We start from the raw sequence: 16,223 nt of genomic DNA on the forward strand, positions 1-16,223 counted from the left end.
TGGGCTTGCCTGCGGCGCAAAAAAACCGCAGTGTGGTTTTTATTTTTCTTTTTCACGTCCATGATCGCCATGGAATCAGGAGAGCTTCATGTCGTACCGCTTTATTCCCCAGCTCACCGATGAGGAAATCCACCGCAAGCAGCTTGAAGGCCTGCGCTACACCGTGCGCCAGGCCTGGAATTCGCCCCAGTACCGGGCAAAGCTGGAGGCCTGCGGCGTAAAGCCCGACGACATCACAAGCCTGGACGACCTGCGCCGCCTGCCCACCTGCGATGTGGAAGACCTGCGCGAAGGGTATCCCCTGCCCCTTTTGTGCGTGCCCCCGCGTGACGTGGCGCGCATCCACGCCTCCAGCGGCACCACCGGCAAGCGCAAAATTCTTGCCTACACCCAGCGCGACATTGATACGTTCAGCCTGCAGATTGCCCGCTGCTTCGAGCTGGCGGGTTTTACCCCCGAAGACCGCATGCAGCTGGCCGTGGGTTACGGTCTGTGGACCGCCGGTGCGGGGTTTCAGGCTGGCAGCGAAAGGCTCGGCATGCTGACCGTGCCAGTGGGCCCCGGCAACCTTGAGATGCACCTGCAGCTTTTGGAAGATCTGGGTTCCACCGGCTTTACGGCCACGGCCTCCATGGCCCTGCTGCTGGCCGAAGAAGTGGAACGCGCGGGCCTGCGCAACAAGATCAAGCTCAGGCGCATGGTCTGCGGTTCTGAAACCCGCAGCGAAAAAATGCGTCTGGCCATCGAGAGCAAACTGGGGCTTGAAGGCTGTTACGACATCGGCGGCATGACCGAAATGTACGGCCCCGGCACAGCCATAGACTGCGACGCCCACGAGGGCCTGCACTACTGGGCCGACCTCTTCATCATCGAAGTGCTCGACCCGGCCACCATGCAGCCCGTTGCCGAGGGCGAAGTGGGCGAAATGGTGGTCACCAGCCTGTGCAAGGAGGCTGTGCCCCTGCTGCGCTACCGCACCCACGACCTTTCGCGTCTGCTGCCGGGCAAGTGCTCGTGCGGGCTCGACATGCCCCGGCATGACCGCATCCTTGGCCGCTCGGACGACATGATCATTTACCGCGGCGTCAACATTTACCCCGGCCAGATCATGGAAGTCATCGGCCAGTTTGCGGAGCTTGGCGGCGAATATCAGGTGGAGCTGACCCGCGACGAGCGCGCCCTCGACCATCTGACCCTCACCGTAGAACGCGGTCAGAACCACGCCGCAGGCAACGACGAAGCCCTGGCCCGCGAGCTGGAACACCGGCTGCACAAGGCCATCATGGCCCGGGTTTCTGTCAGCGTGGCCGAGTACGCCAGCCTGCCGCGCACATTCAGCAAGTCCAAACGCGTCGTCGACAAGCGCTGACCATGAAACGCCATGCCAACCGCACCGGCAAGGGCCTGAGGGCCCACGTCAGCAGGCTGCGAGTCGCCGCAGCCCGCCTTGCCGGCATTGTTGCCCTTTGCCTTGCTGCGGCATGCCTGACGCCTGCCCTGGCGCAGGCCAACGAGCTGGCCAAGGTGGACAGCGCCGCATGGTGCGTCATCCACGCTCCGGGCCAGAAGCAGGCGTGCCTCAGGGCCGAGAGCGAATGCCGGGCCGCGCTGCCGGACATGCCCTCTGCGGGCGGCTGCCCTGACCGGCAGCTTGAGGCCTGCGTGGTCAGTCAGGGAGCCAACGGCTCGTTGTGCGCCATACTGTGCTGCTTTGACCCGGACAATCCGGCCTGCAGGTCTGCCATGGCCAGCATGCCCAACGTCATTGTCCTGCCCGACCCTTAGGGAAGGTCTGCCCCCCAGCGGCCCCTCTCCCCAAAACCGCACGTCATAAAAACCTGTCCGCCCTGTCCGCTGGCGGATCCTCCGGTCGCGCACGTCCAGCCACTGACAATCGGCCCTTTCGGGTATAGGACGCTCGCGATCCTCCTGAGCGCATAGACCTTTGTCTTCTTTTGGCATATCCTCAAACGCAGGCGTTCTTCCGTTGTGCACGCCTGATAAACGCCGACACAGGAGCCTGCATGCCCCTTGCCGTCACACCTGCATCTCTTTTCTTTCTGGTCGGCTACGTAATGCTGGCCGGGGGATCGTTTGCGCTTGTGAAACCGGGCCTGGGGCTGCTGATCGTACCCGTGCCGCTTCTGGCTATCCCCCTGCATCTCTTTGCACGCCGCATTGGCGACTTTGCGGGCGTGGCGCATTCCCGCTGGCTAATGCGTACATTTGGGCTTTTTTTGCTGCTTTTTCTCGCCCTTGTGGCAATCTTTTTTGCGCTCGGCGCAAGCTGCACCGACGGCCCGGCCCTGGACCGGCTGGAAACCATCGGCAACGCCTACAATGCGGGCACGGTGAACCTGTACGCCTCGCTGGCCGGGCTGTGGGACATTGAAAAGTTGCGTCCCTTCACCCTGGGGGCTTCGGTATGGGCTGGTCTGGCGCTGTTGTGGCCCCTCAAACGGGCCATACAGGGCATGCTGGCTCTGGCCGGAGGCATCGCGCCCAAGGCCCTGACGCTCTCATGGCGCTGCTGCGCGCTGCTGGGGGCGCTTGCGGCACAGGGGGGCATGCTGGCGTGGCTGCTGGTGCGCCAGGGCTGACGCAGCCCCGGTAATTCCCCTCCCCGCAACAAAACCGGGGCCGCAAAAAAGGCCGCGCAAGCCGGACGCGCTGTCCCGGCTCATGCGGCCCGTTTACAAAAAACGTGCAGCTGGCGGTTGCCGCTACTGCTTTTTGGGTTCCTTTGTCAGGTCGTCGGCGCTTTCACTCGCGTGGCGCACCAGAATGGCGCGGGCTCCCGCGATCTGGCCCAGGCCCTTGAGGTTGGTCTCAACCTTGTACCCTGCAGCCTTGAGTCTGGAGACCCACGAGTCGTCTTCGGATCCGGCCATGTCGTTGTGGGCGTGGTCGCCCGCCACCAGCATAAGCGGTTCAATCACGACCTTTTTGACCTTGGCGTTTTTAAGCTCGGCCAGCAGGTCGTCCACGCTGCGCGCGCCCTCGACCGTAGCCATAAACACGCGCTTGTCCGCATCGTGAAACACGGCGCGCGTGCCTTCAAAGGTCAGATCGGCCCGGCCATGGCTCTGTCCGTGACCCATGAGCACCAGGGCCGCATCCTTGCCGCGCAGGGGCTTTACGTCGTCAGTGATGGCCCGGATAAGTTCCTGCGCGTCTTTTTGGGATTCCAGCATGGGTCTGCCGAGAAACACCGCGTCAAAACGTCCGGGGTTTTTCTGCAGGTCGATGAGCACGGCCCGCTCAAGCTCGCTGAACTCTTCGCCCGCCATGACATGCAGCGACTGCACGCGCACGACCTTTACGCCGTCGCTGGCAAGCTGCGCCAGGCCGTCGCTGATGCCGCCCACAGGATGCCCCTGCGCGGCGATCTTTTTGCGGATGATCTGCGAGGTATAGGCCCACACCACCGGCTGGCCGGGAAAAGCCGCCTTAAATTCTTCGTCCACGGCCTTCATGGAAACGAGGGCTTCGGGCACGCTGGTGCCAAAGGCTACCAGCAGCACGCCAGCCTTGCCCTGAGGCACGGCGGCGGGGGCTTTGGCCGCAGGCTCGCCGGCGACGACGGCAACAGGCGCGCCCATTACGGCGCACAACAGCAACAGGGGCAACAGGGTGCGGGTGAAAAAATGCAAAATGGAATGCGGCGCGTTACGCAGCATGGCAACCTCCTCAATGGCGCGTTGGCAGGTTGAAGTGTATGAAATGCCGGTGGATATTCGGACTCGAGGGCCATGGGGGCCTGCGCCCCGCGCCTAGACTTCGCCTTCGCCGCTTGCGCGACTGGCCTGTACGCTCCGCCCGTGGCGGAACAGTGAAGCTTCGTTCCCTCTTACCGCAGCGCGACTGTTTCCGATTTGCACGGAATTCCCCGCCGACTTTTTAAAAACACTGCATGCGCCCGCAAAAGTCAAGCGCTCCAAACCCTGCGGCCCCCGTCTGGCAGGGGCTGGCAGCCGACCCCTTCGGCGGCCCCCGCCCAGTGCCGCTTCGGGGACCTGTCCAAATTCCGTTTTTTCGGCGACAATCGCCGATTTGGCGCTTCTTTTTTCTTGTTCTTTTGCTTAAATCCTGATAATAAGTCACCTCCCTGTTATGGGGAAATTATGTTTGGAGGCTGGACATATGGCAGGTTTTGAAACCGGGCACGACACCGAAATTAATTTCGAAAGCGCCCTTGAAAACTACCTCAATCCCGATTTCGGCGATCTTGAGGAAGGCTCTATCACGAAGGGCGAAATCGTCCGCGTGGATGACGACAATGTGCTTGTAGACGTGAATTTCAAGTCCGAAGGGCAGATTCCCGCGGCCGAATTCCGCGACCCCGCCGGCAACATTTGCGTCAAAGTTGGCGATCGTGTTGACGTTTACGTCGTTCGCAAGAACGAAAACGACGGCACCATCACCCTTTCTTTCGAGAAAGCCAAGCGCATGCAGGTGTTCGACCAGCTCGAAGACGTGCAGGAAAACAACCGGGTCATCAAGGGCCACATTGTCCGCCGCATCAAGGGTGGCTACACCGTGGACATCGGCGGTGTGGAAGCATTTTTGCCCGGTTCGCATGTGGATTTGCGCCCCGTGCCGGATATGGATGCCCTGGTCAACCAGGAATTCGAATTCCGCGTGCTCAAGATCAACCGCCGCCGCAGCAACGTCATCGTTTCTCGCCGCGTGCTGCTTGAAGAGGAGCGCGATTCCAAGCGTCAGGATCTGCTGCGCACCCTTGAAGAAAACCAGATTGTTACCGGTAAGGCCAAAAACATCACCGAGTACGGCGTGTTTGTTGACCTTGGCGGCCTCGACGGCCTGCTGCACATCACCGACATGAGCTGGAAGCGCATTCGCCACCCCAAGGAAATGATCACCATCGGTCAGGAACTGACCCTGAAGGTGCTCTCCTTCGACCGCGACAACAACAAGGTCTCCCTGGGCCTCAAGCAGCTTGTGCCTGATCCGTGGCAGGATATTTCCGCCCGCTTCCCCGAGGGCGCCAAGTGCAGCGGCAAGGTCACCAACCTTGTCGACTACGGCGCGTTTGTGGAACTGGAACCCGGCGTTGAAGGTCTGGTGCACATTTCTGAAATGTCCTGGACCCGCAAGCTGCGTCATCCTTCCCAGATGGTTCACACCGGCGACGAAGTCGACGTGGTCATCCTGGGCGTGGACGGCGACAAAAAGCGCATCAGCCTCGGCATGAAGCAGGTTCGTCCCAACCCCTGGGAACTGGTTGCTGAAAAGTACCCCGAAGGCACCATCCTTGAAGGCGTCATCAAGAACATCACCGAATTCGGCATGTTCATCGGCATCGAGGACGGCATCGACGGTCTTATCCATGTTTCCGACATTTCCTGGACCAAGAAGGTGCGTCACCCCAACGAACTGTACAAGGTGGGCGACACCGTGCAGGCCAAGGTGCTGACCGTGGATCAGGAAAACGAAAAGTTCACCCTCGGCGTCAAGCAGCTGGTGGACGATCCGTGGGGCCACGTGCCCAACACCTACCCCGTGGGTTGCACCATCAAGGGCACCGTGACCAACATCACCGACTTCGGCCTCTTTGTTGAAGTGGAAGAAGGCATTGAAGGCCTGGTGCACGTGTCCGAACTTTCCAGCAAGAAAGTGAAGACCCCCGCCGAGATCTACAAGGAAGGCCAGGAAATCCAGGCCAAGGTCATCCACGTCAGCGCTGAAGAGCGCCGTCTGGGCCTGTCCATCAAGCAGATCAAGGACGAGGAAGAACGCCGCAAGCCCAAGGAATTCCATTCCGGCCCGCAAGAAGCCGGTCAGAGCCTGGGCGATCTGCTCAAGCAGAAGTTTGAAGAAAGCGAAAACAACTAGTCTGTTTTTGCTTCAGGATACAAAAGGGCGCTCCCGCAAGGGAGCGCCCTTTTTCGTTGCCGGATCGACAGACGCCGCCGCGTTCGCCTGCGCCGACGGCGAGACGCGCAGCCTGCAAACGGCGGGCGCGGACAGACCGCGCTGGCTGCAGCCAGGACGCGGCAATACGGATATACGAAAAAAGCGACGCCAGGCCATGCGGCGGCAGGGGCAGCGTGCAGCGGCGTGCGGCGTGCTCTCAGGCCAGTTTGAGCAGCACGGCCCCTGCCACGACCATAAGCACGGAAAACCCGCGCTGCAGGGTAAAGCGCTCGCGCAGCAGCCAAACGGCCAGCAGCATGCCAAAAATTACCGAAGTTTCGCGCAGGGCCGCCACCACGGCAATGGGGGCAAGCGTCATGGCCCACAGGGCAATGCCGTACGATCCCATGCTGGCAAATCCGCCCAGCGTGCCAACGACCAGCCGCTTGCGGGCATACTTTACATAGCTCAGGCCGTACCGCCACAAAATGTAGACATGCACTGGCAGCGCATTAATCAAAAAAATCCAGGTGGTGTAGGTAGCGGCGTTGCCGCTTTCACGGGCGCCCAGACCGTCTGCCAGCGTATAGCCCATGATGACGCACGAGGTGCGCAGGGAGATAAAAACTTCGCTCCAGCCGTAGCCTCGGCGCATATTGTCGGAGGCGAGGAACAGAATGCCCGCGCAGAGGGTCAACACGCCGCACCACGCGCCAAGGCTCATGCCCACGCCTGCGGCCAGCAGGGCCAGCGACGTCAGCAAGGGCGCGCTGCCGCGCATGACCGTGTAGGCAAAGGACATGTCCACCCGCTCGTATGCGGCGGAGATGCAGAGGTAATAGCCCAGATGGCAGGTGCACGATATTACCAGGTAGGGCCAGGCGGCCTGCGGCAGAGGCGGCAAAAAAGGCAAAAAGCACAGCGCGCCACAAAAGCCGCCAAAAGCGTTCAAACCTGTTTCAAAAAGCTTGTTGCCGCCGCTTTTGACAATGATGTTCCAAAGCGCGTGCAAAAAAGCGGCAAACAGTATTGCCAGCAATACAAATGGTGACATGCTTTTTGCTACGCCTATTTACGCTCATTGCCAAGTTTTACCACAGGTTGTCCCGCTTACGCCAAGCCAGAAAAAACCATCAGAATAACTATATTGATTACATGCACTGCATAAGAGTCAAAACACAATGTTCAACGATGCCCATTTACTGCACTGCGCTGCAAAACATATGTGTCGAAAGTCATCCTGGCCTTGCATTGCGATAGTCATTGCCGTATTTTTTTAGCAACCACATATATAGACTTGCATGATTCCACAACGGTTCACTGAACCGTCGACGCAAGCCACGCCGCAGCTCCTGCAACAGGGCTGCGCAAAAAGCAGGGAGACAGAAAGTTATCAATGACGTGCTAAACCCGTAACAAAGGCTGGTTGCCATGCTGCCAAGAGTCGTTTTTTCGCTGCTTCTTTTCATCGCGCTGGTGTCAAACGGAGCTTCACTATCGCAGGCCTGCACAAGTCTGCGCGTAAAAACAACAGACGGCGGCATTTTTTACGCCCGCACCATGGAATTTCCCACTTCTCCACAGGCAGTAGTGGCTGTTTTTCCCAGAGGCACAGCCATGCGCGGAACCCTGCCGGACGGCAAGGACGGCGGTCTGGCCTGGACGGTAAAGTACGGCTTTGTAGGCATGCGCGACTACGCGCCGCCCATCGTCAGCGACGGCATGAACGAAAAAGGCCTTGTGGTCGGCATGCTGCTGTTTCCCGGTTTTGCGGGCTACCAGCCTTTTGAGCAGACGCTTGCGGCAAAAACCATCGCCAACTTTGACGTGGCCAACTGGATGCTGGCCAGCTTTGCCAGCGTGGACGAAGTGCGCGAGGGCCTCAAGGGGGTTCGCGTGTGCGATGCGCCGCTGCCCCTGCCCGGCGCAGGATCGCTGCCCCTGCATTATGTCGTGCACGACGCCAAAGGCGGCTGCCTTGTGGTTGAATATACCGATGGTCAGCTCAAGGTGTATGACAACCCTCTGGGCGTCATGACCAATTCTCCGCCTTTCGACTGGATGCTTATCAACCTCGCCAATTATGTGAACCTCTCCGCCACGGGCGTTCCCAAGCTCGATCTTGCGGGCTTTTCCATCCACCAGACAGGCCAGGGTTCAGGCATGCTGGGCCTGCCGGGGGACTTTAGCCCGCCCCACAGATTTGTGCGCATGGTGGCGCTTACGCAGGCATCGCTGCCGGTAACCGGGCCGGATGCGGGCACAGCCCTTGCCATGACCCTGATCGACAGCGTCGACATCCCCAAGGGCGCTGTGCGCGAAGCCACACCCCACGGCGACAATTATGATGTGACCATATGGTCTGTGGTGGGCGATACCCAGCGCCTGCGCTATTACTTTCGCACCTATGACAACAAAAACTGGTTTATGGTGGACGTAGCCCGAGCCCTGGCCGATGCCAAGGGGCCGGCATCAATACCTGTGGGGATGCAGCCCTCGTACGCTGACGTGACCGGCACAGCACGGCCCGCGCAGTAGCCCAGACATTTTGACGCAAGGAGATGAGCATGACCCGCAAACTGTGCCGTGCGATACTTGTTTTGCTGTGTCTGGCCTGCGCCGCGCCCGGAGGCGTACCGGCGACGGCAGGCGAAAGCGCCGCCGACGACGACCTCAAGCTTGTTGTGGTTCCCTACGGCTGGATCACGGGGTTTACCGGCAAATTTGGCGCCAGAGGGTACGAAACCAATGTCTCCAACCACTTTGCCCAGCTTGAAAAATATCTGAACTTTGCCGCCATGGCCCACATGGAAATGATCTACCGCGATACCGTGGGCCTGCTTGCCGAATTCAACTACGTCAAGCTCGGCGACCAGACCTCGCGCAGGGGAGTGGCCCTTGACGGTCAGATGACGTTTACCATGAGCGATCTGGCAGCTTTTTACCGACTGGGAACCTTTGCCCTTGGCCAGCAGGGCAGCTCAGCCAGTTTTGATCTGCTGGCCGGCGCGCGCATCTGGACCCTGGATATGAAACTGAGCGCGGAATACATGCAGATGGGCGATTCGGTGCATATGCAAAAAAGCTGGGTCGACCCGATTGTTGGCGCGCGCACCAACATCCGCTTCAACGACAAGTGGTACGCCGAACTGCGCGGCGGCGTGGGCGGCTTTGGCGCAAGCTCCACCTATACATGGGACGCCATGGCGCTCATCGGCTACAATTTTTGGAAAAACGCCACCGTGCTTGCAGGCTACCGCGCCGTGGGGCTGAACTATGAAAGCGGCAGCGGCAGGGACAACTTCAAGGCAAACGCCACACTGCACGGCCCCATTGTCGGTCTGGCGCTTACATTCTAAACTGATTGCCAATCATAATACCCCCATACTACAGAGCGGAGCTGCCATGGGCATTTGCCAGACAGCTCCGCTCCTTTATTTTACTCCTTGCGGCGCACCACTACGTAACTGCAATAGCCAAAATGTTGCGCCAGTTTTGACTGTCAGGACAAAAAAGAATATCTTCAAAAAGCCATCAGGCACGCGGGTCAGCCACACTACAAATGCGGCTGACCGTTCTTTCTGCCCCAACCCCACGCGCCATGCGGAAGCAGTCATGCAAAAAGTTCTTATCGTTGAAGACAGCCGAACAACCGCGCGTTTTATGGCGCACAATCTCAAGGAACAACTGGGGCTTGCACACGACTGCGCCGAAAACCGCAAGACCGCGCTTGCCCTGCTGGATACAGACGCCTCACCGTATTTTCTCGCCCTGTGCGACCTCAATCTGCCTGACGCCCCCAATGGCGAAATCGTGTCCGAGATACTTGCCCGTAATATCCCCGTGGTCGTAGTCAGCGCCCATTTTGACGAGGATATCTACAAGCGTCTTATGTTGCAGGGAGTTACCGACTATATTGTCAAACGCACCCCCGACGACATGATGTACCTTATGCGAGTGGTGCGCCGCCTGCGCGCCAACAGCGGCGTTGAGGCGTTGATCGTGGACGACTCAAACCTCTGGTGCATGCAGGTTTCCGAGCTCCTGAGGCGGCAGCGCATCATGGCCTATACAGCAAACAACGGCATCCAGGCCCTGCGGCTGCTCAGGAAGCATCCGGGCATACGCATTGTGCTGGCCGACCACTACATGCCCGGCATGGACGGCATTGAGCTGACCGCCGCCATCCGCAAAACCCACACCATGGACGAGCTGTCCATCATCGTTATTTCCGTGGGTACGGACGCGGGTGCGCGCTTTCTCCGCTCCGGCGCCAACGACTACGTGTTCAAGACCTCCTCGTTTGAAGAGCTGCTCTGCCGCATCTCCATGAACCTCGACATTCAGGACCTTATCCGCAACAACCGCGCCCTGGCCGAGCGCGACGCCCTCACCAACCTGCTTGTGCGCCGCCATTTTTTTACCGTGGCGCAAGAGGCCGTAGCCGAGGCCAGAAAAAAACGCACACCCCTGTGCGCGGCCATGATCGACGTGGACTACTTCAAGCAGGTCAATGACCGCTATGGGCACCTGGCGGGCGACATTGCCCTGCGCCAGCTTGGGGCCATGCTGCGCGAGGAGTTTCCCGCGCCCTACATCTGCGGCCGCTACGGCGGCGAAGAGTTTTGCGTGGTCGCCCCCGGCATGGATAAAAATGATTTTGCCCACAAACTTGAGAGCTTTCGCACCACGGTGAGCTCAAAACCCGTACAGATCGGCGCGCTCAGCATTGTTATTTCCGTCTCTATCGGCATGGCCGAGCTCAAGGCCAACGACCTTGAAACGCTCATCAGCGCGGCGGACGCCCAGCTGTACACGGCCAAACGCGAAGGACGCGACCGCTTTGTCTGGCAGCCGTAGCCAAGTGCATTACGGACAACAGTCAAAAATATTTTCTGCGTAAAGGATCACCCATGCACTGCCAGAATCTTCTGTTCGACCCGGCCCGCATTCCGTCTCCCTGCTTTGTGCTGGATGAAGCCCAGTTGCTGGCCAACGCCGCAGTGCTCAACACGGTGCAGGAACGCACGGGGGCAAAAATTCTGCTTGCGCTCAAGGGCTACGCCGCCTGGGCTACGTTTCCGCTGCTTTCGCGCGTCAAGGGGCACGGCCCCCTGTGGGGAGCCTGCGCAAGTTCTGTGGACGAGGCGCGTCTGGCGCGTGAAGACTTTGGCGGCGAGGTGCACGCTTTCGCCGCAGCCTGGAACCGGCGCGAGATGGCCGAGCTGCTCACCCTGGCGGACCACATCGTGTTCAACTCCTTTGCCCAGTGGCGCGAGTTTGCCCCGGCCGTGGCCATGCAGAACAAGAGCCGCTGCCCAGACCGCCAGATACAGTGCGGTCTGCGCATCAATCCCGAGCACTCCGAAGGCGCAACGGCCATCTACAATCCCTGCTCGCCCGGCTCACGCCTGGGCATACGCCCCCGGCACTTTGAATCCGACGCGCTGGAGGGCATCTCTGGGCTGCATTTCCATACCCTGTGCGAACAGGGGGCCGATGCGCTGGAGCGCACGCTGACCGCCGTTGAACGTCATTTTGGCCAATGGCTGCCCCAATGCCGCTGGATAAACATGGGCGGCGGGCACCACATTACCAAGCCGGGTTACGACCTGGACCTGCTCTGCCGCTGCCTGACCGGCTGGCGCGACCGCTACGGAGCGCAAATATACCTTGAGCCCGGCGAAGCCGTTGCCCTTGACGCGGGCTGGCTTGTGGCCACGGTGCTTGATGTGGTGCAGGCCGACGTGCCTGTGGCCATCCTTGACATCGGCGTGCCCTGCCACATGCCCGATGTGATCGAAATGCCCTACCGCCCCCGCGTGCGTTATGAATCGGACGGCGTGGCCGAGCTGGCGGGCGAGGCGGGCGAAAGGCCCTGGACCTGCCGCCTGGCGGGCAAGTCGTGCCTGGCGGGCGACGTGGCGGGCGAATACTCGTTTGACGCGCCGCTTGTGCCGGGTCAGAGGCTGGTTTTTGAAGACATGGCCATTTACAGCATGGTCAAAACGACCACCTTCAACGGCTTGCGGCTACCCTCCATCGGCATTTGCGAGGCAGACGCTGCGGGCGCAAGCCGCTTCCGCATGATACGCGAATTTGGCTACGAGAATTTCAGGTCGCGGCTTTCGTAGACCACCGCCCGCGGCGGATACACGCAGAAAGGCCCGAAGCAATGTGCTCCGGGCCTTTCATTTGTACTTCCCTGTGGGGGGAGGACAGTGGAAAATCTGTCTCAAGCGGCCATTGCCGCCTTAAGGAAATTACACTCCTTTAACGTGGCAATGTCAAAGCAAACGTTTTAATACTTACGAGGCCGGTGTCTGCGGCGCGGGAAGCGCGGAACCGTCGCGGGACTGGGCGGCTCCGTTGCTCACGGGCCTGGCGCGCTCCTGCTCAGGCTGGGCCGTAGCGCCGGGCAGAGCTGCCTGCCCGCCCATGTCCGCAGCGGGGGCTTCGTTCAGCTGCCAGGGGGTGCTGCTGCGGGCCAGGGGGATCTCGCTGGATCCGGCGGGAAAACTGTGCGGGGGCAGCTCTTCCGACTGGTGCACGCCCTCAACCTGATGCCTGGCAACCATGGAAGGCTCCTCTGCTCCGGGCCCGCCGCGCTTGATGCGGGTCATGAGCAGTCCCGGTTCGGGATCCATAAGCCCAGCAAGGTAGTCGCTTACCGTCACAAAACGCTGGCAACCGCCAGCCCGCAGGTCGCGGATGATGCGCGGCAGGTCGTCGACCGTGCGCTTGTGCGAATCGTGAAACAGAAAGATGCCGCGCAGGGTTCCCGGCGCATAGACCGTGCCGCGATTGTTGCGCAGTGTGGCGTAGTTATCCGGCAGGCGCTGCCAGTCGCGGCTGTCCATTGACCACAGTATCACGGTCAGGCCCAGACCCTCGGCGATTTTTTCAGTACTGGCGTCGTACGAGCCGTAGGGCGGACGTATAAAGGTAGGGGTAGCCCCCAGATTGCGCAAAATGGTATCGGTGCGGCGCAGCTCGTCTTCTTTGCGGGCAGGGCTGACGACGCGCAGGTTGGGATGCGAGTAGGAGTGGTTGCCCACCTCGTGTCCCTCGGCAAGGACGCGTCGTACAATGTCAGGATGGCGCTCGGCCTGGTTGCCCAGCATGAAGAACGTGGCGGGTATGCCGTATTCTTCAAGCATGTCCAGCAGGTGCGGCGTGTTTATCGAAGGGCCGTCGTCAAAGGTGAGGGCGCACAGATTTTCGCGCATGGGTTGATCCATGATGACGTTGCCTTCCACCACGCGCGCCTGTGCTGGCAGGGCCGCAACGCCGACCGCAAGGCAAAAAGCCGCAAGCCATATCCGCCTGAAAAAAACTCTCATTTTCTAGTGCCTCAGCATCGAATTGCCCAGAACAGAAAACCGCCTCCCCCGGCGGCGCATCCCCGGCTGCCCTATCGCGCCGCAAGCGCGAAAACAGCGGAATTCAGCGATCTGCAATGTGCTACAGGAGGTCTAGCACTCCCAAAGAGGCTCCGCAACAACACCATTGCGCCATTTTTTGGACACCCTTACGCTTTTCTTTTAAAATCGGATGGTTAAAGAGACGAGTTATGTAAAAAATTTTTTACTTCAAAAATTTCACTTGACTCCGGGGGGGTGTTTGCGTAGAACTCGAATTCGCCGGGAGGGCAGTTAGCTCAGCTGGTAGAGCACCGCCTTCACACGGCGGGGGCCACAGGTTCAAGTCCTGTACTGCCCACCATCCCCAAAAACGGAGCGGTAGTTAAGTCGGTTATAACGCCGGCCTGTCACGCCGGAGGCCGAGGGTTCGAGTCCCTTCCGCTCCGCCAGAAGTCACCGGGAGGTCAGATCACTGACCTCCCGTTTCTTCATTTTATAGCCCGCGCACAATTTCAGGGCCGCCCGCAACTGCGGGCGGCCCTGTTGGTTTTCAAGACCGTATCCTGCCAGCCCCTGCCAGACTATAGAGCTGCCGTATGCAGCATTCAACAGTGCGGCTTCGTTTGCCGGCTCTATGCGTCTGCACTTTTTTTGCCATACTCCTCGGCGTAGGCGGCCAGAATTTCAGCGATCATCCGCCCAAACCTGGGCTGCAATTCCTGACAGCGGGGGGTATTTTTTAACGCAACCCCGCTCCTTTCGCTGCGGATCAGGCCAGCCTCGCGCAATATCCTGAAGTGCTGCGAGAGAGTAGACTTGGGGATGGCCCTGTCTGGCATGTTCAAAAAGTCAGAGCACATTTTTGGCGAATTTGAGCGTATGATTTCTTTGAGTATCTGCACGCGCACAGGGTCAGACAACGCGTGCAGTATGCCTTCGACCGTAACATCTTCCACGGCCGGATGGTGCAGGGTTTTCATCGTTTTTTCCTTACATGCGACAGAAGGGCGGCGCTGTGTACGTCGTGCAGATTGCACCATGTATTGACAGGCGTTCCAATAGTTCATAAAAACGGAACTAACGAACTTAAGGACCAGCCCAAGCTCCCGCTTCTGCCCGGCACATAGCATATACTGGGCACACCCGGCCTACAAGCGGACAAACCGCCTGCAGACCGCAACCTTCCCGCAACAAAACGGAGGCCATATGAACAGGCGTCAATTTCTTCAGCAAGCCGCTGTCGCATCCATAGTTCTGCCGGGCACTGCGCTGCAGCCGCAGCCTGCCCATGCCGCCACGCCGACCGCCGGCCGCCCTGGCAGGCAGGCAGGATACTATTGGCTGCAGCTGGGCAACGTACAGGTGGCGGCAGTGTCCGACGGTACGTTGCGCGGCAGCGCCAGGTTGCTCAGCGAGCATCAGGACAAGGTCGCGGATGCCCTTAAAAATGCCTACGTAACCTCGCCCCGATCTACCTCGGTCAATGCTTTTCTGATTCTTGCCAGCGACCGCCGCATCCTCGTAGACGCGGGATCGGGAAAACTGCTCGGCCCCTCGGTCAACAAAATCGTGCGCAGCCTGCAAAACGGCGGGTTTGGACCTGCCGACATTACGGATATTCTGCTCACGCACATCCACGGCGATCACTCGGGCGGGCTCACTGTGGAGGGCAAAGGGGTTTTCCCCGCCGCCACTGTACATGTAAACCGCGTCGAGGCCGACTTTTGGCTGAGCCAGACAAACATGGACAATTCACCAGAATATTTCAGGCCCATGTTTGTGAAAGGGCGGGAATCGCTGGCCCCCTACCTCAGCGCGGGCAAGGTCTCCACGTTTGAGGCGGGGCAGACGGTACTGCCCGGCATAACCGCCGTTGCTGCTCCGGGCCACACCCCCGGGCACACCTGCTATCTGCTTGAGAGCCAGGGGGAAAAGCTGCTGTTCTGGGGCGACACCGTACATGTGGCGGAGGCACAGTTTCCCCTGCCCGACACCGCCATCGAGTACGACCTTGACCCGCAGGCGGCCATCAGCCAGCGGCAGCAGCTTTTTGCTCAGGCTGCCGAAAAGGGACACCTTGTGGCCGGGGCGCACATCTCCTTTCCCGGCATCGGTCACGTGGGCAAGGTTGCTCAGGGCTACCAGTGGTTTCCCATCCCCTACGTCAACGATGCCGTGGATCAGTAACGCGGCTGGAGCACTGTCAAAATTGCCGCACAGTTCAATTATCGGCTATCTTTAACAATACAAAATTGTTAAAAAAATTAACAATGGCCGCAAAATTGCATCCACACTTGCAGGTTAGCAGCGCTCACAAGCGCACAGAATGCAAGCGAGGATAGCATGACACCGATCATCTGGTTAATGGGGCTTTCCGGCAGTGGAAAAACCACACTTGGCTCACTGCTGCGCCTGTACCTCGATGGACAGGGCATTGACGCCGAATTCATTGACGCCGACAACTTTTGCCGCAGCAGATGCCTGAGCACGGAAACCCCCCAGCAGCGCGTGCGCAATACAGATACCTTGCGCGACTACGCCCTGGGCCTGCAGGCCGGTGGAAAAACATGCGTGGTGGCAGCCGCCACCCCCTACGAGGGCATGAGGCAGGCCAACAGGGCGCTGCTGCCCAACTACCGCGAGGTATGGGTGCGCTGCTCGCTGCAAACCCTGGTGCAGCGCGATACCAAGGGGCTGTATGCCAAGGCCGAACGCGGCGACCTGCAGGCGCTTGATTCTGTTTTTGACGCCTTTGACGAACCCCGCTGCCCGCACGCCATCATTGAAACCGACGTGTATTCACTGGTGGAATGTTACGAACAGCTGCGCGACCTCGCGCTTCACTCCCTCATGACCGAACGGGACTGGCATGAAGAGGCGAGCCGCATGCTGCCCCAGACCGCAAGGGGAATATTTTCCAATGCCGCCATAGCCCTTTAACGGGGCGCACCTGACAACCTGCATAAGCCAGGTTCGGCGAAA

The 16,223-nt window shown here is 59.8% G+C and carries 14 protein-coding genes, 2 tRNA genes and 1 riboswitch; of the genes, 12 read left to right on the forward strand and 4 right to left on the reverse strand.

Annotated features, from left to right (window positions below):
• The first annotated feature begins 88 nt into the window (after positions 1–88).
• The 3 genes from DDIC_RS13245 to DDIC_RS13255 all read left to right on the forward strand — a co-directional run bounded on the left by DDIC_RS13245 (position 89) and on the right by DDIC_RS13255 (position 2,600).
• Positions 89–1,369 carry a phenylacetate--CoA ligase family protein gene (locus DDIC_RS13245; RefSeq protein ID WP_136400874.1) on the forward strand — a complete coding sequence of 427 codons (1,281 nt, stop codon included), beginning with the start codon at positions 89–91 and terminating at the stop codon, positions 1,367–1,369.
• Positions 1,370–1,371: 2 nt separating this feature from the next.
• Entirely contained in the window at positions 1,372–1,785 is a 414-nt protein-coding gene (locus DDIC_RS13250) for a hypothetical protein (protein ID WP_136400875.1), read from the forward strand.
• Between the two features lie 239 nt (positions 1,786–2,024).
• Entirely contained in the window at positions 2,025–2,600 is a 576-nt protein-coding gene (locus DDIC_RS13255; protein WP_136400876.1) for a hypothetical protein, read from the forward strand.
• Positions 2,601–2,723: 123 nt separating this feature from the next.
• Here the strand turns inward: DDIC_RS13255 and DDIC_RS13260 are convergent, their stop codons facing one another.
• The gene (locus DDIC_RS13260; protein WP_247647491.1) at positions 2,724–3,680 is read right to left on the reverse strand and encodes a sirohydrochlorin cobaltochelatase; all 957 of its coding nucleotides are present in this window, start codon (positions 3,678–3,680) and stop codon (positions 2,724–2,726) included.
• A gap of 31 nt (positions 3,681–3,711) precedes the next feature.
• Positions 3,712–3,928, reverse strand: a riboswitch (cobalamin riboswitch).
• Between the two features lie 215 nt (positions 3,929–4,143).
• Here DDIC_RS13260 and DDIC_RS13265 point away from each other — a divergent pair.
• Positions 4,144–5,856 carry a 30S ribosomal protein S1 gene (locus DDIC_RS13265; RefSeq protein WP_136400877.1) on the forward strand — a complete coding sequence of 571 codons (1,713 nt, stop codon included), beginning with the start codon at positions 4,144–4,146 and terminating at the stop codon, positions 5,854–5,856.
• Positions 5,857–6,094: 238 nt separating this feature from the next.
• Here the strand turns inward: DDIC_RS13265 and DDIC_RS13270 are convergent, their stop codons facing one another.
• On the reverse strand, positions 6,095–6,931 hold the full coding sequence (locus DDIC_RS13270) for a DMT family transporter (RefSeq protein WP_136400878.1): 837 nt from the start codon (positions 6,929–6,931) through the stop codon (positions 6,095–6,097).
• Between the two features lie 377 nt (positions 6,932–7,308).
• On the opposite strand from DDIC_RS13270, the gene DDIC_RS13275 reads away from it, so the two are divergent.
• From DDIC_RS13275 to nspC, 4 genes are all read left to right on the forward strand, one after another.
• Positions 7,309–8,415 carry a linear amide C-N hydrolase gene (locus DDIC_RS13275; RefSeq protein ID WP_247647492.1) on the forward strand — a complete coding sequence of 369 codons (1,107 nt, stop codon included), beginning with the start codon at positions 7,309–7,311 and terminating at the stop codon, positions 8,413–8,415.
• A gap of 29 nt (positions 8,416–8,444) precedes the next feature.
• On the forward strand, positions 8,445–9,236 hold the full coding sequence (locus DDIC_RS13280) for a hypothetical protein (protein WP_247647493.1): 792 nt from the start codon (positions 8,445–8,447) through the stop codon (positions 9,234–9,236).
• A 256-nt stretch (positions 9,237–9,492) separates the two neighbouring features.
• On the forward strand, positions 9,493–10,737 hold the full coding sequence (locus DDIC_RS13285; protein ID WP_168732569.1) for a GGDEF domain-containing response regulator: 1,245 nt from the start codon (positions 9,493–9,495) through the stop codon (positions 10,735–10,737).
• Between the two features lie 53 nt (positions 10,738–10,790).
• On the forward strand, positions 10,791–12,011 hold the full coding sequence (gene nspC, locus DDIC_RS13290) for a carboxynorspermidine decarboxylase (RefSeq protein WP_136400881.1): 1,221 nt from the start codon (positions 10,791–10,793) through the stop codon (positions 12,009–12,011).
• Between the two features lie 174 nt (positions 12,012–12,185).
• Here the strand turns inward: nspC and DDIC_RS13295 are convergent, their stop codons facing one another.
• Positions 12,186–13,220 (reverse strand): polysaccharide deacetylase family protein, encoded by a 1,035-nt coding sequence (locus tag DDIC_RS13295; protein WP_136400882.1) that lies wholly within the window; start codon positions 13,218–13,220, stop codon positions 12,186–12,188.
• Positions 13,221–13,526: 306 nt separating this feature from the next.
• Here DDIC_RS13295 and DDIC_RS13300 point away from each other — a divergent pair.
• Positions 13,527–13,602 (forward strand) — tRNA-Val (locus DDIC_RS13300).
• An 11-nt stretch (positions 13,603–13,613) separates the two neighbouring features.
• Positions 13,614–13,690: transfer RNA gene (locus DDIC_RS13305), tRNA-Asp, on the forward strand.
• A gap of 183 nt (positions 13,691–13,873) precedes the next feature.
• Here DDIC_RS13305 and DDIC_RS13310 read toward each other — a convergent pair.
• Positions 13,874–14,221 (reverse strand): ArsR/SmtB family transcription factor, encoded by a 348-nt coding sequence (locus tag DDIC_RS13310; protein WP_136400883.1) that lies wholly within the window; start codon positions 14,219–14,221, stop codon positions 13,874–13,876.
• Between the two features lie 226 nt (positions 14,222–14,447).
• Here DDIC_RS13310 and DDIC_RS13315 point away from each other — a divergent pair, with 226 nt between their 5' ends.
• Both DDIC_RS13315 and DDIC_RS13320 read left to right on the forward strand, forming a co-directional pair.
• A complete protein-coding gene (locus DDIC_RS13315) occupies positions 14,448–15,428 on the forward strand; it encodes an MBL fold metallo-hydrolase (RefSeq protein WP_136401153.1) in 981 nt (326 codons plus the stop codon).
• 156 nt (positions 15,429–15,584) lie between these two features.
• Positions 15,585–16,181, forward strand: a complete 597-nt coding sequence (locus DDIC_RS13320; RefSeq protein ID WP_136400884.1) for an adenylyl-sulfate kinase — start codon at positions 15,585–15,587, stop codon at positions 16,179–16,181.
• Positions 16,182–16,223 lie beyond the last annotated feature (42 nt).

It is taken from the genome of Desulfovibrio desulfuricans (assembly GCF_004801255.1).
In the GTDB taxonomy this organism is placed as follows: Bacteria; Desulfobacterota; Desulfovibrionia; order Desulfovibrionales; family Desulfovibrionaceae; genus Desulfovibrio; species Desulfovibrio desulfuricans_C.